The 18,537-nt window shown below is 66.3% G+C and carries 16 protein-coding genes and 1 pseudogene; 9 read left to right on the forward strand and 8 right to left on the reverse strand.

The features are described from left to right. Positions 1–3 precede the first annotated feature (3 nt). Positions 4–1,218: an MFS transporter gene (locus ACTHJ1_RS07340; protein ID WP_440190023.1), complete on the reverse strand. Its 1,215-nt coding sequence runs from the start codon at positions 1,216–1,218 to the stop codon at positions 4–6. Between the two features lie 153 nt (positions 1,219–1,371). Here ACTHJ1_RS07340 and ACTHJ1_RS07345 point away from each other — a divergent pair, with 153 nt between their 5' ends. Beyond that, positions 1,372–2,250, forward strand: a complete 879-nt coding sequence (locus ACTHJ1_RS07345; protein WP_440189934.1) for a LysR family transcriptional regulator — start codon at positions 1,372–1,374, stop codon at positions 2,248–2,250. Here ACTHJ1_RS07345 and ACTHJ1_RS07350 read toward each other — a convergent pair. Together ACTHJ1_RS07350 and fumC are read right to left on the reverse strand one after the other, a co-directional pair. Next, the gene (locus ACTHJ1_RS07350; RefSeq protein ID WP_440189937.1) at positions 2,234–3,232 is read right to left on the reverse strand and encodes a tripartite tricarboxylate transporter substrate binding protein BugE; all 999 of its coding nucleotides are present in this window, start codon (positions 3,230–3,232) and stop codon (positions 2,234–2,236) included. The genes ACTHJ1_RS07345 and ACTHJ1_RS07350 overlap by 17 nt on opposite strands. A 240-nt stretch (positions 3,233–3,472) precedes the next feature. Further along, the gene (gene fumC / locus ACTHJ1_RS07355) at positions 3,473–4,873 is read right to left on the reverse strand and encodes a class II fumarate hydratase (RefSeq protein ID WP_440189940.1); all 1,401 of its coding nucleotides are present in this window, start codon (positions 4,871–4,873) and stop codon (positions 3,473–3,475) included. A gap of 83 nt (positions 4,874–4,956) precedes the next feature. Between fumC and tsaE the strand changes: the two genes are divergently transcribed. Together tsaE and ACTHJ1_RS07365 are read left to right on the forward strand one after the other, a co-directional pair. Continuing rightward, on the forward strand, positions 4,957–5,484 hold the full coding sequence (gene tsaE, locus ACTHJ1_RS07360; protein WP_440189943.1) for a tRNA (adenosine(37)-N6)-threonylcarbamoyltransferase complex ATPase subunit type 1 TsaE: 528 nt from the start codon (positions 4,957–4,959) through the stop codon (positions 5,482–5,484). Beyond that, on the forward strand, positions 5,424–6,809 hold the full coding sequence (locus tag ACTHJ1_RS07365) for an N-acetylmuramoyl-L-alanine amidase (RefSeq protein WP_440189946.1): 1,386 nt from the start codon (positions 5,424–5,426) through the stop codon (positions 6,807–6,809). Before tsaE ends, ACTHJ1_RS07365 begins: the two co-directional genes overlap by 61 nt. Before the next feature lie 15 nt (positions 6,810–6,824). Here ACTHJ1_RS07365 and ACTHJ1_RS07370 read toward each other — a convergent pair whose 3' ends face one another. The 3 genes from ACTHJ1_RS07370 to ACTHJ1_RS07380 form a co-directional block, all read right to left on the reverse strand. Continuing rightward, complete coding sequence (locus ACTHJ1_RS07370) at positions 6,825–8,276, reverse strand: HDOD domain-containing protein (RefSeq protein WP_440189949.1); 1,452 nt, start codon at positions 8,274–8,276, stop codon at positions 6,825–6,827. Then, positions 8,276–9,991: a putative bifunctional diguanylate cyclase/phosphodiesterase gene (locus tag ACTHJ1_RS07375; protein WP_440189952.1), complete on the reverse strand. Its 1,716-nt coding sequence runs from the start codon at positions 9,989–9,991 to the stop codon at positions 8,276–8,278. Before ACTHJ1_RS07375 ends, ACTHJ1_RS07370 begins: the two co-directional genes overlap by 1 nt. Positions 9,992–10,055: 64 nt before the next feature. Beyond that, the gene (locus ACTHJ1_RS07380; RefSeq protein ID WP_440190026.1) at positions 10,056–10,685 is read right to left on the reverse strand and encodes a VTT domain-containing protein; all 630 of its coding nucleotides are present in this window, start codon (positions 10,683–10,685) and stop codon (positions 10,056–10,058) included. 124 nt (positions 10,686–10,809) lie between these two features. Here ACTHJ1_RS07380 and mutL point away from each other — a divergent pair, with 124 nt between their 5' ends. Together mutL and miaA are read left to right on the forward strand one after the other, a co-directional pair. Then, the gene (gene mutL, locus ACTHJ1_RS07385) at positions 10,810–12,717 is read left to right on the forward strand and encodes a DNA mismatch repair endonuclease MutL (protein WP_440189955.1); all 1,908 of its coding nucleotides are present in this window, start codon (positions 10,810–10,812) and stop codon (positions 12,715–12,717) included. Positions 12,718–12,755: 38 nt separating this feature from the next. Beyond that, a complete protein-coding gene (gene miaA / locus ACTHJ1_RS07390) occupies positions 12,756–13,703 on the forward strand; it encodes a tRNA (adenosine(37)-N6)-dimethylallyltransferase MiaA (RefSeq protein WP_440189958.1) in 948 nt (315 codons plus the stop codon). Positions 13,704–13,788: 85 nt separating this feature from the next. Here the strand turns inward: miaA and ACTHJ1_RS07395 are convergent. Together ACTHJ1_RS07395 and purM are read right to left on the reverse strand one after the other, a co-directional pair. Further along, positions 13,789–13,985: pseudogene (locus tag ACTHJ1_RS07395) on the reverse strand (YqaE/Pmp3 family membrane protein). Between the two features lie 62 nt (positions 13,986–14,047). Then, positions 14,048–15,097: a phosphoribosylformylglycinamidine cyclo-ligase gene (purM, locus tag ACTHJ1_RS07400; protein WP_440189961.1), complete on the reverse strand. Its 1,050-nt coding sequence runs from the start codon at positions 15,095–15,097 to the stop codon at positions 14,048–14,050. 129 nt (positions 15,098–15,226) lie between these two features. Between purM and hda the strand changes: the two genes are divergently transcribed. From hda to ACTHJ1_RS07420, 4 genes are read left to right on the forward strand one after another with little or no spacing between them, the layout of a single operon-like run. Beyond that, positions 15,227–15,928, forward strand: a complete 702-nt coding sequence (gene hda, locus ACTHJ1_RS07405; protein ID WP_440189964.1) for a DnaA regulatory inactivator Hda — start codon at positions 15,227–15,229, stop codon at positions 15,926–15,928. After that, positions 15,925–16,626, forward strand: coding sequence for an HAD family hydrolase (locus tag ACTHJ1_RS07410; protein ID WP_440189967.1), 702 nt, complete (start codon positions 15,925–15,927; stop codon positions 16,624–16,626). The genes hda and ACTHJ1_RS07410 overlap by 4 nt, the downstream gene beginning before the upstream one ends. Continuing rightward, positions 16,626–18,011 carry a polynucleotide adenylyltransferase PcnB gene (gene pcnB / locus ACTHJ1_RS07415; RefSeq protein WP_440189970.1) on the forward strand — a complete coding sequence of 462 codons (1,386 nt, stop codon included), beginning with the start codon at positions 16,626–16,628 and terminating at the stop codon, positions 18,009–18,011. The genes ACTHJ1_RS07410 and pcnB overlap by 1 nt, the downstream gene beginning before the upstream one ends. Before the next feature lie 12 nt (positions 18,012–18,023). Then, positions 18,024–18,533, forward strand: coding sequence for a 2-amino-4-hydroxy-6-hydroxymethyldihydropteridine diphosphokinase (locus ACTHJ1_RS07420; protein WP_440189973.1), 510 nt, complete (start codon positions 18,024–18,026; stop codon positions 18,531–18,533). Positions 18,534–18,537 lie beyond the last annotated feature (4 nt).

Consider the following 18,537-nt stretch of genomic DNA (forward strand, 5'->3'; position numbering starts at 1 on the left):
GTTTTATGCGGCCGCTCTTCCCGGCATGCCGCCAAGAGACGAGCGAAACGCCACCAGCACCAGCGTCGCCGCCAGCCCCATGCCGAACGAGCCGATATACATCGGCGCATAGCTGCCGAAATGGTCGTAGACCATGCCGCCCACAAGCGGACCGGTCGACATGCCCAGACTGCCCGCCATCGCGGTGCCGCCGACGATCGTGCCCATCATCTTCAGCGGAAAATTCTCGCGCACCAGTACGGCATAGAGCGGCATGGTTCCGGCATACATGAAGCCGACCACCGCCGCCACGGCGTAGAACGGCCCGAGCGTCGAGACGAAGGCATAGGACAACACGCCGAGGGCCTGCACCAGCAAGCCGAGCGTCAGCACGCGCAGCGCGCCGCAGCGATCACCCAAAATGCCGAAGGCCAGGCGTCCGCCCATTCCGGCAAGCCCTTCGACGCTATAGATCGTCACGGCCATGACCATCGGAATGCCGCAAGTCTGCGCGTAGCTCACCGTATGGAAGATCGGGCCGGAATGCGTGGCGCAGCAGAAAAAATTCGCCAGCATCAAGGCGATGAACTGCGGCGTGCGCACCGCTTGCCTGACCGTCATGTCGGAACGCGGCTCGTTCGCGGCCGCAGCGGCCGGCGCCGCGCCGCTCAAGGCCGGCGCACGGCGCACCAGCAGCGACACGGGAATCATCAGCGCCGCCGCGATGGCGGCGATGCCGAGCATGGCGCCGCGCCAGCCATAGCGCTCGAGCAGCCAGGCGGCGAGCGGCGACATGGTCATCGGCGCCATGCCCATGCCGGCCGACACGAGCGACACGGCCAGCGCACGCCGGGTTTCGAACCACCCGGTCACGCAGGCGATCATCGGCGCGAAAACGGCCGCGGTGGACGCGCCGATCAAGACGCCGAAAAGCAGCTGGAATTCGATCAACGAGGCGGCGCGGCTGGCCAGCGCCATGCTGGCCGCCAGCACGACCGACCCCGTGAGCACGGCCGTGCGCGGCCCGTAGCGGTCGGACAGATTGCCCCACGCCATGCTCGCCGCTGCCATGGCCAGAAAGCCCACGGTCATCGCTGTGGAGATGCCCGTGACCGACCAGCCCGTGTCCTGCGCCATGGGCAGCAGGAAGACCGGCAGCGAAAACATGGCGCCGACTGCGACGCAGCCCAGCAGGCCGCCTGCCGCGACGATGACCCAGCGATACGAATGCCCGCTCATGGCCAGGCGCGCTTCAGGCTTGCGCATGCGCGCAGCGGTCTGCGGGGCGGGTTGGATGCTTTCATGATCCGCTCCCAAGGGGTGTCGAGCGATCATCATAGCCCTGCTCCCGGCATAGAATCGAGGCTTAACCCGGATCGCCCCTCACCTTCCATGCGCCTGCGCCACATCGAGATCTTCGAGGCCATACGCCGCACCGGTTCCCTGACCGAAGCCGCGGCCACGCTGCACATTACGCAGCCGGCCGCCAGCAAGCTGCTGGCCAACGCCGAGATGCAGCTGGGCTTCAAGCTGTTCGAGCGCGTCAAGGGCCGGCTGGTGGCGACGCGCGAAGCCGAGATCCTCACGCCCGAGATCGCCCGCCTGAGCCAGGACCTGAACGGCGTGCGCAAGCTGGCCGCGAGCCTGCGCGAACGCCCGCACGGCCACCTGCGCCTGGGCTGCGCGCCGGCGCTGGGCCTGGGCCTGCTGCCGCAGGTCATCCGCGCGAGCCGCAAAACCCGGCCCGGCCTCACCTTCGACATACAGACTCACCACAGCGCGGAGCTGGTGCAGGGCCTGCTCACCCGCGAGCTGGACCTGGCGGTGACGTTCGACACGAACGACACCCCCGGCCTGGTACGCGAAGAAATCGGCCATACCGAACTGGTGAACGTGGGAAGAGAGCCGGGCGAAGGCCCGGTCACGCTGAAGCAGCTATGCGGCCAAGCGCTGATCGTGCTCGACCCGCGCGACGCTGCGGGCGCCTTGCTGCAGATGTCGCTGGATGCGCTGGAACTGGAAGCGCCGCAGGCCCTGCAGGTGCAGACCCACTATGTGGCCTGCGCCCTGGCCGAGGCGGGATGCGGCGAGGCCATCGTCGACGCCATCACCGCCCGCGCCATGCTGCGCCCGGGCATGCGGCAGCGGCCTATCGTGCCCGCGCTGCGCGTGCCGATCAGCGTAATGCGGCGCAGCCACGACTCGATGTCGGAGCTGCACCGCGAACTGATCGCCGCGCTGCGCGAGGCCTGCGTCACTTCTCCATCTTGATGTGCTGCTTGGCGACCACGTCTTTGGCCCAGTCGTACTGCTCGCGGATCTCCTTGGCGAACTCGTCGGGCGTGTTGCCCGACGGCGCCGAGCCCTGCTCGTCCAGCGCCTTGATGACCTTGGGATCTTTCAGGGCGATCACGGCCGCATCGCGCAGCTTGTTGACGATGGCCATGGGCGTGCCCTTGGGGGCCAAGAGGCCGTACCAGACGGGCTGGTTGAGCACCGGGTAGCCGAGCTCCTTGAAGGTGGGCACGTCTTTGATGGCGGGGATGCGCTGCGGCCAGGCGATGGCCATGGCGCGCAGATTGCCCGCGAGCACTTGCGGCATGGAAGACGGCAGATTGTCGAAGTCCATGTCGACGTGGCCGGCCACCGTGTCGGACACGGCCGGGCCCGAGCCCTTGTAGGGCACGTGCACGATATCGGTGCCCGTGGCCATCTTGAAGGACTCGCCCATCAGGTGCAGCACGCCGCAGGTGCCGGAGCTGGCGTAGGAAAACTTGCCGGGATTCTTCTTGATGAGCTCGAGGAACTCTTTGAAGTCGTTGACCGGCATGCGCTTGGGATTGACCGTGACGATGTTGGCCGTGTTGGCGAAGTTGGTGATCGGCTGGAAATCCTTGATGGGATCGTAGGGCAGATCGTGCGGACGGCAGGCGGGGTTGACCGCCATGGTCGATACCGTTGCGATGGACAGCGTGTAGCCGTCCGGCGCGGCGCGAGCCGCTTCGGCCGCGCCCACCGCGCCGCCGGCCCCGCCCCGATTCTCGATCACCATGGCCTGGCCCAGTTCGGCAGCCATGCGCTGCGTGACCAGGCGCGCGATGATGTCGGTAGAACCGCCCGCCGCGAACGGCACGATGACGCGGATGGAATGCGCGGGATAGTCGGCAGCCTGGGCCGGCGCAGCAGCGCCGGACAGCAATGCGGCGGCGCCGGTCAGCGCCAGAACGGGGGCCAGGGGACGAATCTTGATCATGGGAATATCTCCGATGCGGTCATACGGATCGCGCATGCCGCTTGTTTTCAGTGGTTTGCTCAGATGGCTTACTCAAGGACGAAGCCCGCACCCTCGCGAAGCACGAGCCGTCCTGCGTCCGAGGATAGCAGCAAATTGCGGAAGTCGCGCCGTGCCGGCGAACCCCGCGCCGCGACGGTCCGGCCGCACGTCCGTCGCGCTGCGGGGTTTGCCTGCCTTGGCTCGACAATGCCGCGCGGTTTAGCGTCGCGCGTTGGTCATGTCGGCCGGCACCACCCACCGATCGAATTCTTCCTCCGTCAGATAGCCCAGCGCCAGCGCCGCCTCTTTGAGCGAGGTGTGCTCCTTGTGCGCCTTCTTGGCGATCTGGGCGGCCTTGTCGTAGCCGATATGCGGATTGAGCGCGGTCACGAGCATCAGCGAGCGCTCGACCAGCTCGGCGATGCGCTCGCGATTGGGTTCGATGCCTGCCGCGCAATGCTGATCGAAGCTGGCCATGCCGTCGGCGAGCAGACGCACCGACTGCAGGAAGTTGTGAATGATGAGCGGCTTGTAGACGTTGAGCTCGAAGTTGCCGCTGGCTCCGCCGACATTGATGGCCACGTCATTGCCCAGCACCTGCGCGGCCAGCATGGTGACTGCCTCGCACTGCGTGGGATTGACCTTGCCCGGCATGATGGAGCTGCCCGGCTCGTTCTCGGGGATGCGGATTTCGCCCAGGCCGGAACGCGGCCCGCTGGACAGCCAGCGCACGTCGTTGGCGATTTTCATGAGGCCGGCGGCCAGCGTCTTGAGCGCGCCGTGCGCGAACAGCAGGGCCTCGTGCGAAGCCAGTGCCTGGAATTTGTTCGGCGCCGACAAAAACGCGACGCCGGTGTCGCGCGCCAGCTCGCTGGCCACGCGCGCGCTGAACTCGGGATGTGCGTTCAGGCCGGTGCCCACGGCCGTGCCGCCGATGGCCAACTGATACAGGCCCGGCAGGGTGGCGCGTATCTGCTGTCCGGCCAGATCCAGTTGGGCAACATGGCCGGAAAGCTCCTGCCCCAGCGTGAGCGGCGTGGCGTCCTGCAGGTGCGTGCGGCCTATTTTCACGATGCCGCGAAAGGCCTGACTCTTGGCCGCCAGCGTGGCGGCCAGGGCCTTGAGCGCCGGCAGCAGGCGGTGCTCGACCTCGACCGCCGCCGCGACGTGCATGGCCGTGGGGAACGTGTCGTTGGACGACTGGCCGCGGTTGACATGATCGTTGGGATGAACCTTGCGCGCTTCGCCGCGCACGCCGCCCAACAGTTCCGAGGCGCGGTTGGCCAGCACCTCGTTCATGTTCATATTGCTCTGCGTACCCGACCCCGTCTGCCAGACCGACAGCGGAAACTCGTCCGGCCACTTGCCGGCGATGACCTCGTCGGCCGCACGCACGATGGCATCGGCGATCTGCGGATCGAGTTCGCCCAGCGCGGCGTTGACCTTGGCCGCCGCGCGCTTGAGCCGCGCCATGGCCGTTACCAGCGCTGCCGGCATCTTCTCGGTCGAGATGGCAAAGAAATGCAGCGAGCGCTGCGTCTGCGCGCCCCAAAGATGATCTTCGGGCACTTCGATGGGGCCGAACGTATCCTGCTCGACGCGGGTCTTGCCTGGTGTCATGGCGATCTCCGGAAAGCCTGGGGGCCCGCTCCCTATAATCGCGGGCGCAACCCCTGTTTTACACCTCGAGGCCTCGCAATCCGATGACCGAACCGCTCGCCCTGCGCACCCTGCACCTGCCCGACGAAGCCGCCACCGACGCGCTGGCCGGCCAGCTGGCGCCCCTGGTCGGCGGCGCGGCCGGACTGCCGCCGGGAGGCCGCATCCACCTGCAGGGCGACCTGGGCGCGGGCAAGACCGCTTTTGCCCGGGCACTGTTGCGCGCGTGCGGCATCCGGGGTCGGATCAAAAGTCCGAGCTACGCGCTGCTTGAATCTTATAAAATTTCTAACTTATACTTGTATCACTTTGATTTTTATAGATTTAGCGATTCGCGCGAATGGCTGGACGCAGGGTTTCGCGATTTGCTGCGCGAGGACGCGGTGGTTTTGATCGAATGGCCGGAGCGGGCCGGCAATCTGTTGCCCCCTCCCGACCTCCTGATCAACCTGTCCTATGCGGAGCCTGGTCGTGACGCAACCCTCGCAGCCCACACTGCCCGAGGTCTATCATGGTTGAACGCGCTCGCCTTGCCGCATCCCCCCCGGTCAACGCCACCCGACGCCGGCTGATCAGTACCGCCACCACGCTGCTGGTGCTGCCCGTGGTGCCCCGCCTGGCGCAGGCCGCCACGCTGCTCGCAGTGCGCACCTGGCCGGCCGACGCCTATACCCGCGTTACGCTCGAACTCGACAGCGAGCTCAAGACCGAACACTTCACGCTCGACAATCCGGACCGCCTGGTGGTCGACATCCAGGGCCTGACCGCCAGCCACGCGCTCGACAAGCTGATCTCCGAGGTCCGCCCCAACGACCCCTACATCAAGAGCCTGCGCGTCGCGCAGAACCGGCCCAACGTCGTGCGGCTGGTGTTCGACCTGAAGCAGGCTGTGGCGCCGCAGGTTTTCACGCTCAAGCCCGTCGCCGACTATCAGTACCGGCTGGTGCTCGACCTGTACCCCAAGGTCGCGCAGGACCCGCTGCTGGCCGTGCTGAACGACAAGCATGCCGGCCCCGACGTCGACGACCCGCTGGCCCACGTGCTGGATCAGATCGCGCGCACCGAAAAGCAAGGCGGCGGCGCGCCGGTGCCGCTGGTCAAGGGTCAGACTGCGCCGCGCGACCCCGTCGTGCCGCCTGTTGCCCTGGGCGAACCGCCGATGCCGCCGCGCGACGGCCGCAGGCGCATGCTGACCATCGCCGTCGATCCCGGCCACGGCGGCGAGGACCCGGGCGCCATCGGCCAGACCGGCCTGTACGAAAAAATCGTGGTGCTGCACATCGCCGACCGCCTCAAGTCGATGATCAACAGCCAGCCGAACATGCGCGCCTATCTGACTCGCGACAGCGATTTCTTCGTGCCGCTCAATGTGCGGGTAGAGAAGGCCCGGCGCGCGGGCGCCGATCTGTTCGTCTCGATCCACGCCGATGCCTTCATCAAACCCTCGGCCCGCGGCTCGTCGGTCTTCGCGCTCTCCGAGCACGGCGCCTCGAGTGCGCAGGCCCGCTGGATGGACAACCGCGAGAACAACTCCGACCTCATCGGCGGCGTCAATCTGGGCGCGCACGACGCCCAGGTCGCCAAAGTGCTGCTCGACCTCTCCACCACTGCGCAGATCAACGATTCGCTCAAGCTGGGCACGGTTTTTCTCAGCGAACTGGCCAAGATCAACCGCCTGCACAGCCATCAGGTCGAGCAGGCAGGCTTCGCCGTGCTCAAAGCGCCCGACATTCCTTCCGTGCTGGTCGAGTCGGCATTCATCAGCAATCCCGAGGAAGAAGCCAAGCTGCGCACGGCCGGTTATCGCGAACAGGTGGCGCAGGCTCTCATGGCGGGCATCAACCAATACTTCACCAGCCATCCGCCGCTGGCGCGCACGGTGGCCGACGCGACGTAAAGAGCGCGCAAGTTCCTAGTACGACGGGCGGGGCGACATGGCCCGCTCGAAGCTGCCCGATATCTCGCCCGCGAGCGCGGACAAAGCCTGGATTTCCCCGAGGCTCAACTCGCGCGAGCACTGCGTCTCGCCCCACGAGCCGCACATCCTCGCGAGGCCCTTGCCCTCAATGTGCACCGGCACCAGCAGCACCGAGCGCGACTCGGGAAATTCGGTCGAATACCACGCCGGCACCCGATGACTCACGCTGGGCTTTTTCACGTCGAGCCAGAGCGTGGGTTCTCTCTTGGTCACCACGAGGTGGAAGATATCCGGCACGAACCCCGCGTCGAACGAGAACCGCTCCAGACGCTCGCGTATGCCCGGCCCGAACCCGAAGCGGGCGATGTAGCGGCGCGAGCCCGGATGCAGCAGCATCATGAACCCCGTCTTCAGGTTCAACGCATTCATGATGCTTTCCACGACCCAGGGGGTCAGCGCCGTCGCCACCAGGCCGGGCGCCTTCTCGCGGATTTCCTCGAGCGCCGCCTCGAGCCGGGCGACTGCGTCCCGCGGCTTGTCGAATTCCGGTTCGCTTTCGATGGGCGCGGGAACCTCCCGCTCGGCCTCGATCGCCCAGCCCACCGCCTTCGTCTGCTCCAGCGCCTGCTGCACGACGATCGGATCCAGCGCCAGGTTCTCGGTGTATTGCAGGACGAAGTCGGAGATCTCGTCCTCGCTCGCGTTGGCCTCCATCATGGACGCGACGTTCGACGACAACGCCGCGACCGCACCCAGCCACTCTCCGTGGGACTGCGGCGTCGAGTCGTCCAGCGCGGGCAGATTGGCCTGCATGCATGTGCGTATCTCGCTGGGCAGATTCCACTGCTGCGCCGCCTCCTCGGCGATTTCTTCGAGCGTTGCGCCCAGCACCTGCCGGCACGCGTCGCTCTCGGACAAGGACGGGTCTGCCGCCATCGCAGCCTGGATGAGCGCCCATTCGTCGTCCAGGTAGAGCACGACCAGAAGCCGCGCCAACTGGAACATCAGCGTGCAGAGCACGGCCTCTTCGGAGGGATGGCTGCCGTGCGCAATGGTCATCGAACGCGTGAACTCGGCGGCCATCTGCGCGCGCTTGATCACGCCCTGGGCGTCATCGCGGCTGCCCGCCGCGCTCTGGAACTGGTTCAGCAGCTGCAGGCCGAGCCCCAGGTATTCGATGGTATCGACGCCCAGCACCATGATGGCGCGCGACACCGTGGTGACGTCTCCACCCATGCTGCGGTACATCGCCGAATTTGCGAGCCGCAGGACTTTTTGCGAGAACGCGAAATCGGACAGCACCAGCGAAGTCAGATCCGTCACGCTCGCCTGCTCGTCCTGCAGCGAGCGGATGATGTGCTCGGCCGAGTGCTGCAGGGACGGCACGTCCCCGCGTACGCTCATCCGCTTCCACAACTTGTCGATGACTGTTTTCTTTGCGGTCATCAGAAGATTCGGAAGAGGGAGCCGCGCCCTCGCCCTTTGGGCGAGACGACGACTTGAGTGGCGACGAAATGCTCGAAATCTTCAGGCGGCAGCGCCTTGGAAAACAGCCAGCCCTGAATGTATTGGCATTCGCGCTCGATCAGGATCGCGAGCTGATCTTCGGTCTCGACGCCTTCGGCGACGACGGATAGATCGAGCTCCCGGGCCAGGGACAGCATCGCCGAGACGATCGCGCGGTCATGGCCCGATTCCAGTATGTCGCTCACGAAACTGCGGTCGATCTTGATTTCCGAAATCGGGAAGCGGCGCAGATACGACAGGTTCGAATAGCCGGTGCCGAAATCGTCGATGGCGAAACGCACGCCGAACGCATGCAGCCTGGACAGGATGGCCTCGGTCTGCTCGGGATTTTTGATCAGCGTGCCTTCCGTGATCTCCAGCACCAGGCGCCCCGGGTCGATGCCCGACTCGCGCACCGCGCTCATCACCGATTGCGAAAACGCGGGATTCTGGAACTGGACGGGCGATACGTTGACCCCCACGTAGGCGAGCGAGATTCCGCACGCGTCCCAACGGGCCAGTTGCGCGCACACCATGCGCAGCGCCCAGCTGCCCAGCAGATTGATCAGGCCGTTATCTTCGGCCAGCGGAATGAAGGCCGTCGGCGGCCTCTGGCCATCCGGATGATTCCAGCGCATCAGCGCCTCGGCCGCGAGCACTTCGCGGGTGCGGGCATCGACGATGGGCTGATAGTGCAGTTCGAACTCGCCCGTGCGGATTCCCGAGAGCATGTCCTGCTCCAGGGAGAACGCTTCCGCCTTCACCTTTTCGAGGTCCGACGAATAGAACACGAACTGGTTCTTGCCGCGGTCTTTGGCGCTGTACATCGCCAGGTCGGCGTGCTTGAGCAGCTGGCTGCTCTTGAGCCCGTCTTCGGGGTACAGGGCAATGCCGATGCTGACCGTGACGCGCAATTGCTGGCCGCCCACCGAAAACGGCCGCTGCATCGCAGCGACGATGCGTGCGGCAAGACGATCCCAGGTATCGGTTTCGTCCAGGGGTCCCGCCACCAGCACGAATTCGTCCGCGCCCAGACGGGCGAACACGTCGTTTTCGTGCAGCTGGGCCTTCAGGCGCTTGCCGACCGCGCGCAGCAGGGCGTCGCCGATGTCGTGCCCCAGGGAGTCGTTGATGCGCTTGAATCCGTCCAGATCCAGCATCATCACCGCGAAGGCCTTGCCGGATGCGACGCCGTTGTCGATGGACTCGATCATCCATTCGCGCAGGTGCGCGCGGTTGGACATGCCCGTGAGCGGATCGCGGCGGGACTCGTCGCGCAACTGGCGTTCCTTGCGCACCCACGACGTCACGTCGTAGCCGAATACATCGAAGCGCGGTTCGCTCTTGTCGCCCGAATTTTGCGCTGGACGGACGGAGAGATCGAGCCAGTAACAGCCGTCCTCGGCCCGCAGGAACGGGATCACCGCTTTCTGCAGCGTGCCGGACGACGCTGCGAGGGCCATGAGATCGTCGAGCTCGGCCACGTGCTCGGGCATGACGAGATCCCGCAGGCTGACCTGCGCCAGATAGGCGGCGGGATAGCCCAGCAGCGCCACGGTGCACTCGGCCGTGGCAAGCAGTTGCCCGCTTGCATCGACGTGAACGACGAAAGCGGCGTTCTGCGCGACGATGTCCGCGAGACGGTCGTCATTCAATGTCGGCAGATTTCTGTCGGCAGCCGGCAATGCTTGCGCCTTTGGCCTCGAGGCCGATGTCATTTCATTTCCTTCGCACCAGCTTGACCAGCACGCCCAATGCCACGGGCACGGCTGCGGCGGCCAGGCCGACCAGCACGATGGCGTTCAAATGCACCTTGATGAAGGGAATGTTGCCGAAGAAATACCCAGCCAGCACCAACAGCAGAACCCATATCAGCGCGCCGATCACGCTGAAGAACTGAAAGCGTCCGGCGGACATTTCGGCCACGCCCGCCACGAAAGGCGCAAAGGCGCGGATCACGGGGATGAAGCGCGCCAGCACCAGCGCCTTGCCGCCGTGTCTTTCGTAGAATGCGTGAGTGCGCATCAGCGCCTTGCGGTCCAGGAAGCGCCAGTTGGCCGTATAGGCTCGCTTGCCTATCGCACGGCCGATGTAGAAATTGACCGTATTACCCAAAATGGCTGCAATCAGCATCAAAATGATCACAAGTTCGGTGTTCATGATACCTGCTGCACCGAACGCGCCAGCAATGAAAAGCAAGGAATCCCCTGGCAGAAAGGGCATTACGATCAGGCCTGTTTCGGCGAACACGATCAAAAACAACACCAGATAGACCCAGGCGCCGTATTGGTTTACCCAAACGCCCAGCGTCTGGTCGATATGCAGAATCATATTCAGCAAATCAGCCATAGCAATATCTTGAAAAAACAAAAGGTTAAGGACTATACCTCAAGATCAGAGCGAACATACTCGTTCTGTGGGTTTGGCGCCACCCTGCGGATAAAATAGCCACATTCCCTTACCTGCATCGTACATGACCGAACGCCGTCGCATTGCCGCCCTGCCCGACCTGCTGATCAGCCAGATCGCCGCGGGCGAAGTCATCGAACGACCGGCTTCGGTGCTCAAAGAGCTCCTGGAAAACGCCGTGGATGCGGGCGCGCGGGCCATCGAGGTGCGGCTCGACGGCGGCGGCGTCAAGCGCATCGCCGTCACCGACGACGGCGGCGGCATCCCGCCCGAGGAGCTGCCCCTGGCCCTGATGCGCCACGCGACCAGCAAAATACGCGACCTGGCCGAGCTGGAATCGGTCGCCTCGATGGGGTTTCGCGGCGAGGCGCTGGCCTCCGTCGCCTCGGTGGCGCGCCTGACTCTGATCTCGCGTACCCGCTCGGCCGATCACGCCTGGCAGATCGAGGCGGGCAACTCGCAGATCATCCCCGCATCCGGACCCGTCGGCACCACGGTCGACGTGCGCCAACTGTTCGACGCGGTGCCGGCGCGCCGCAAGTTCCTGCGCTCCGAAGCCACCGAGTTCGGCCACTGCCTGGACGTGCTGGAACGCATCGCGTTGGCCCATCCCGGCATCGCCTTTCGCCTCTTCCACAACGAGCGCGCCCAGCGCCAGTGGCTGCCCGCCGACCCCGGCCAGCGCATCCGCGACGTGCTGGGCGAGGATTTCACCAGCCAGGCCCTGCCTCTGCATCAGTCCGCCGGCGCGATCGCCCTGGCCGGCATGGTGTCGCGTCCGACCGCCTCGCGGGCGCGGGCCGATCGGCAGTACCTGTACGTGAACGGGCGCTATGTGCGCGACCGCACCGTCAGCCATGCGCTGCGCGCGGCTTATGCCGACGTGCTGCACGGCGACCGCCAGCCCGCCTACGTGCTGTACCTGGACATCGATCCGGGCGCCGTGGACGTGAACGTGCACCCCGCCAAGCACGAGGTGCGATTCCGCGACAGCGGCGCGGTGCACCGCTTCGTCGGTCAGATCGTGGGGCAGGCCCTGGCGCAGACGGGCGGGTCGCAGATCGGCACGGCGGCTGTCGATGCCGCGGGCGGTTCCGACGCCCTTTCCGGCTCCACCACGCCGCAGACGGGCTCGGGCGCCTATCAGGCCTTCGGCCAGCCGCGGTCGGCGCCCTACGCACCGGCCCAGCGACCGCACACCCAAGTGCCCTTCCGACTGCAGGAGCCGGCCGGCGTGCCCGTGCGCGACTGGCAGACGCTCTACCGCCCCCTGGGCGACGCCGCCCCGGCCGCGACGGACCACGCCACCTTGCCGGCCGGCCAGCTTCCCGCCTTGAATGAGGCGACGCCGCAACAGGCCGCGACTGGAGCGGCCCTGCCCGAGGGCGAGCTGCCGCTGGGCATGGCGCTGGGGCAGCTGCACGGCATCTACATCCTGGCGCAGAACGCGCGCGGCCTGGTGCTGGTCGACATGCACGCCGCCCATGAGCGCGTGGTCTACGAACAGCTCAAGCGCGAGCTGGACGCCCGCACCCTGCCGCGCCAGGACTTGCTGGTGCCCGTGGTCTTTCATGCCAGCGAAAAAGACGTCGCCTTGATCGAAGAGCACCAGGAGCAGCTTGCCGAGCTCGGCTTCGAGATGCGTCCTGCCGGCCCCGCGTCCGTCGCCGTGCGCTGCGTGCCGGCCATGCTGGCGCGCGGCGACATCGAGACCCTGGCCCGCGCCGTGCTGCGGGACCTGGCCGCCGTGGGCGTCTCGCGGCTGCTCACCGAGCAGCGCAACGAACTGCTGTCCACCATGGCCTGCCACGGCTCGGTGCGCGCAAACCGCAAGCTCACCCTCGACGAGATGAACGCGCTGCTGCGCCAGATGGAAGCCACCGAACGCGCCGATCAGTGCAATCACGGCCGCCCCACCTGGATGCAATGGAGCGTGGGCGATCTGGACAGGCTCTTCCTGCGCGGGCAGTAGGCGCGCCGTTCACGCGTTCACGACATTCGATTCAGCCCGTGCCCGATTCCGCGTCGATACCTCCCGTGATCTGCCTTGCCGGCCCCACCGCGGCCGGCAAGAGCGCGGCCTGCCTGGCCCTGGCGCAGCGCTGGCCGCTGGAGATCGTCAACGTCGACTCGGCCACCATCTACCGCGGCATGGACGTCGGCACGGCCAAGCCCGGTGCCGAGGAACGCGCTTTGGTTCCGCAGCATCTGCTCGACATCCGCGATCCGGCCGAATCCTATTCCGCAGCGCAGTTCCGCGACGATGCCCTGCGTCTGATCGACGAGATACGCGGCCGCGGCCGCCTGCCGCTGCTGGCCGGCGGCACCATGCTCTATTACAAGGTCCTGCGCGAAGGCCTGGATGCGCTGCCTCAAGCCGACCCGGTCCTGCGCGCCGAGCTCGAAGCGCAGGCCGCCGAGCGAGGCTGGCCCGCGCTGCATGCCGAACTCGCCGGGCGCGATCCTGCCACGGCGGCGCGCCTGTCGCCCAACGACAGCCAGCGCATTCAGCGCGCGCTGGAGATCTGCATGCTGAGCGGTCGACCCATGTCGGCCTTGTTGGGCGGCGCGAACAAGAACGACGATGCCCGGCGCTACGTCACCGTCAGTCTCGAACCCACGGACCGCCTGGCCCTGCACGCCCGCATCGCCCGACGCTTCGACGCCATGATGGCGGCGGGCTTTCTCGACGAAGTCCGCGTCTTGCGATCGCGCGGCGATCTGCATCCCGGCCTGCCGTCGATCCGCTGCGTGGGCTATCGCCAGCTATGGGCACACCTGGACGGCGAAACCACGCTGCAAGAAGCCCGCGAACAAGGCATCGCTGCGACCCGGCAGTTGGCCAAGCGCCAGATCACCTGGCTGCGTGCGCAGCCGGATCGCATGCAGATCGACTGCATGGCGGGCGATGCGGTAGATCGGGTGATCGATGCCGTGGCGGGGCTGTTGCGCGGCTGAGAAGCGCAACGCGCTTCCCGTCGAGCGCGAAAAAAAACCCGTTCGACGAATCGGACGAGCTCTGTTTTTTAAAAAATCGTCGACGCTATTTGGCACCGGAACCCAGCGCCTTCGCGATTTTCTGGTCGGTCTTGTATTGGCTCAGCGCATACACGGACCAGATCGCCGCGGGAATCCAGCCGATAAGCGAGATTTGCAGGATCAGGCAGATGACGCCCGCGAGAGGTCGCCCTATCGTGAAAACTGCAGCCAGGGAACGATGATTGCCAATATCAGACGCATGGGTTGAATCTCCTTTCTTGAGATGACGGATATCTTGCGCCCGGCTTCACCGCGCGCAAGCCTTACACGACGATAGTCTGCGCCATGCCCTCGGCCTGCGGCACGATCTCGCCCAGCGTGTAGACCGTCTCGCCTTGCTCGCGCAGCGTCGCGGAAATCGCGTCGGCCTGCGCGGCCGGCACCACCAATACCATGCCGATGCCGCAGTTGAACACGCGATGCATTTCGCCGTCGGCCACGCCGCCCTGCTGCTGCAGCCATTGGAACAATTGCGGCATCTGCCAGGCGTCGCGATGCAGCCTGGCCGTCAGCCCCGGCTGCAGAATGCGCGGCACATTGTCCAGCAGGCCGCCGCCCGTGATGTGCGCCAGGCCCTTGATCGCGGCGCCATGCCTGGCCAGCGCGGCCAGCACCTGCTTGACGTAGATGCGCGTGGGCGCCATCACCACGTCGACCAGCTTCTGGCCGTGGAAGTCCTGATCGGGGTGGGCAGCAGCGCGTTCCAGGATCTTGCGCACCAGCGAGTAGCCATTGGAATGCGCGCCGCTGGAAGCCAGGCCCAGCACCACGTCGCCGGCCTGGATGGACTTGCCGTCGATGATGGCCGGCTTGTCGACTGCGCCCACCGCGAAGCCGGCCAGATCGTATTCGCCGTCGGGATACATGCCGGGCATTTCGGCCGTTTCGCCGCCGATCAGGGCGCAGCCCGCCAGTTCGCAGCCGCGCGCAATGCCGCCCACCACCGCAGCGGCGGTGTCCACCGACAGCTTGCCGCAGGCGAAGTAGTCGAGGAAGAATAGGGGTTCGGCGCCCTGCACCAGAATGTCGTTGACGCTCATGGCCACCAGGTCGATGCCCACCGTGTCGTGGCGGTTCCACTCGAAGGCCAGGCGCAGCTTGGTGCCCACGCCGTCGGTGCCCGACACCAGCACCGGCTCGTTGAACTTCTTGGGCACTTCGAACAGGGCGCCGAAGCCGCCGATGCCGGCCAGCACGCCGGCGCGCATGGTGCGTGCGGCCAGCGGCTTGATGCGATCGACCAGCGCGTCGCCCGCGTCGATGTCGACGCCGGCATCGCGGTAAGTGAGGGGGGCGGAGGTGGGATTCGTCATGAGAAAAACCGTGGCCTATGTAACAATTGAAGGATTTGGGCGGATAGGCGGGATTTTACGATGCCATACCGCATTGCCGGAAACGCCGCCCCAGCCCCGCTGTTCTCTTTGTCTATCGCATTCTTTTAAATGAGCCGCCAGCTCCTGCTAGACGTCCTGCCCGCCCCGGCGCCAACCCTGGGCAACTATATCGCCGGCCCCAACGGCGCGGCCCTGGCCGCCGCCCGCAGCCTGAAGACCGGACAGGCCCTGTATCTCTGGGGCCCGGCCGGCTGCGGCCGCAGCCACCTGCTGCGCGGCCTGGCAGACCAGCCGGGCGGCGCCTATCTGCAGGCCGATCAGGATGCCCGGGACTTCCTCGCGCTGGCCCAGGCGGACCCGCAGGCCGAACTGCCCACGCTGGTCGCCGTGGACGACGTGCATCGCATGGACGAGGCCCGGCAGTCGGCCCTCTTCGCCTTGTACAATCGTTGGCGCGAATCTGCGGCCACCGGCCGGGCCTTCGCGCTGGCTGTCGCGGGCGACCGCGCGCCCCTTTCCATGCCGCTGCGCGAGGACTTGCGCACCCGGTTGGGGTGGGGGCTGGTATTTCGGCTCGATCCGCTGTCCGATGCCGACAAGCTTGCCGCACTATCGGCTCAGGCGGCCGAGCGAGGCCTGCAGCTGGCGCCGGAAGTCCTGAACTGGATGCTGACGCACCACGAGCGCGACATCCGAAAACTGAGCGCCCTGCTCGACGCGCTGGACCGCTATTCGCTGGCGCAGCGGCGCGCAATCACGCTTCCTTTGCTGCGCGCCATGCTCGCAGACCCTGAAACTCAGACACCATGACCGCCTCACAACGACTCGCCCTGTTCGATCTGGACCACACGCTGATTCCGCTGGACAGCGACTACCAATGGGCCGAGTTCATGGCGCGCAGCGGCCGCATCGGCGATCCCGAGCAGGCCCTGCGCCGCAACGACGAGCTGATGGAGCGCTACAACCGCGGCGATCTCACGGCCGGGCAGGCAGCCGAATTCATGCTGGGCATCCTGGCGGCCCACACCCCCGACGATCTGGCGTTGTGGCACGAGGACTACATGCGCGAGGTGATCCGCCCCGCCATCCAGCCTGCGGCGGTAAACCTGGTGCGCCAGCACCTCGAAGCCGGCGACCTCTGCGCCATCGTCACGGCTACCAACACCTTCGTCACCGCGCCTATCGCACGCGCCTTCGGCATCCCGCATCTCATCGGTACCGAAGCCGAGTACGCAAACGGCCGCTACACCGGCCGCATCGCCGGCACGCCCAGCTTCAAAGAGGGCAAGGTGACGCGAGTGAACCAATGGCTCGCCGGCATGGGCCTGTCCATCGCCGACTTCGGCGCCTCGTTCTTCTACAGCGACTCCATCAACGACGTGCCTCTGCTGGAGCACGTCACCCGGCCTATCGCCGCCAACCCCAGCCCTTCGCTGCGCGCCATCGCGCAAAAGCAGGGCTGGCAAGTGCTCGACCTGTTCGATCACGTTCAGGACGCCAAGTCGTAATGATCACTTCAACCATCAAGAAATTCGTCGGCCGCCTGTTCACCCCGGCTGCCAGCGCAGGCCCGCAGCGTATCGGCCGCGACCAGCATGGCATAGACCGGCGCAACGTCTCGCGCCACGCCGTGAAAGTCTGCGAAGTGTTGCAGCAACAAGGCTACGAGGCCTATGTCGTGGGCGGCGCGGTGCGCGACCTGATCCTGGGCCTGGAGCCCAAAGACTTCGACGTGGCCACCAACGCCACGCCCGAGGAGGTGCGCGCCCTGTTCCGCCGCGCCCGCATCATCGGCAGGCGGTTTCAACTGGTGCATGTGGTCTTCGGCCAGGAAATCATCGAGACCTCGACCTTCCGCGCGCCGGCCAACGGCGAGCAGAAGACCGACGAGCACGGCCGCATTCTCAGCGACAACGTGTTCGGCTCGCAGGAGCAGGACGCCGCACGGCGGGACTTCACCATCAATGCGCTCTACTACGACCCGCATACCGAACTGGTCATCGACTACCACCAAGGCGTGCAGGATCTGAAGAAACGCCAGATCCGCATGATCGGCGACCCCGAGCAGCGCTACCGCGAAGACCCGGTGCGCATGCTGCGCGCGGTGCGGTTCGCCGCCAAGCTCAACGGCGCGATCGAACCCGGCACCAGCAAGCCCATCCAGGCGCTGGCCGATCTGATCGAGAACGTGCCGGCCTCGCGCCTGTTCGACGAGATGCTCAAGCTGCTGACCTGCGGCCACGCCATCGACTGCCTCAAGCAGTTGCGCGAAGCCGGCCTGCACCACGGCATGCTGCCCCTGCTGGACATCGTGCTGGAGCAGCCGGGCGGCCGCCGCTTCATCGAAGAAGCGCTGGACCGCACCGACGCGCGCGTACGCGCCGGACGCGGCATCAGCCCCAGCTTCCTCTTTGCCGCACTGCTGTGGCCTCAGGTCGATGCGCGCTGGAAACAAATCATGGCGCAGGGCGGACACACGATTCCGGCCCTGAGCGAGGCGGCCGACTCGGTGCTCGACGAGCAGACCGAAAAGCTCGCGATCCAGCGCCGCTTCTCTTCCGACATGCGCGAGATCTGGTTCATGCAGCCGCGCTTCGAGCGCCGCCAGGGCAAGGCCATCTATCGCATGATCGAGCAGCCGCGTTTCCGCGCGGCCTGCGATTTCCTGCAGCTGCGCGCGGCGGCCGGCGAATTCGACAGCGTACTGGCACAATGGTGGATGGATCTGGCCAACGCCAACGACGAAACCCGCGCCGAGATGATCGAGGAAACCTCGCGCCTGCCGCGCGAAGTCAGCGAAGCGCCGGTCCGCAAGCGCCGTCGCCGCCCACGCCGCAAGCCGGTGGGGGATGGGCCGGCCGGCGGCGACGCGGCGCCCGAATCGTTGGGCTGATAAGCGCCGGCCATGCATCCTGCGCGTTGCTCCGCGCCCATACAGGCTTATATCGGGCTGGGTTCGAACCTGGGGGACAGCGGCGCGACGCTGCGCACCGCTTTGCGAGAGATCGCCGCGCTGTCCGGCGTGCAGGCCTGCACGGTCTCGCCCTTCTACCGCAGCGCACCGGTCGACGCCTCGGGACCGGATTTCATCAATGCCGCGGCGCTGCTCGCCACGACGCTGGAGCCCTTGTCCTTGCTCGATGCGCTGCAGGCTATCGAACTCAGGCACGGCCGCCAACGCCCTTACCGCAATGCGCCGCGCACATTGGATCTGGATTTGCTGCTGCATGGCGACGCCGTCCTGGACACGCCGCGGCTGATACTGCCGCACCCGCGCATGCATGAACGCGCCTTCGTACTGCGGCCTCTGCAGGACCTGGCGCCTACGATCGTGCTGCCGCAGGGCCCGATAGGCGACTTGATCGCCGGCGTCGCCGGGCAAGCGATCGAGCGCTTGCCTGCAGAAAATCGGTAGGCGT

The sequence above is a fragment of the Bordetella sp. genome (assembly GCF_051960075.1).
Lineage (GTDB): Bacteria > Pseudomonadota > Gammaproteobacteria > Burkholderiales > Burkholderiaceae_B > Bordetella.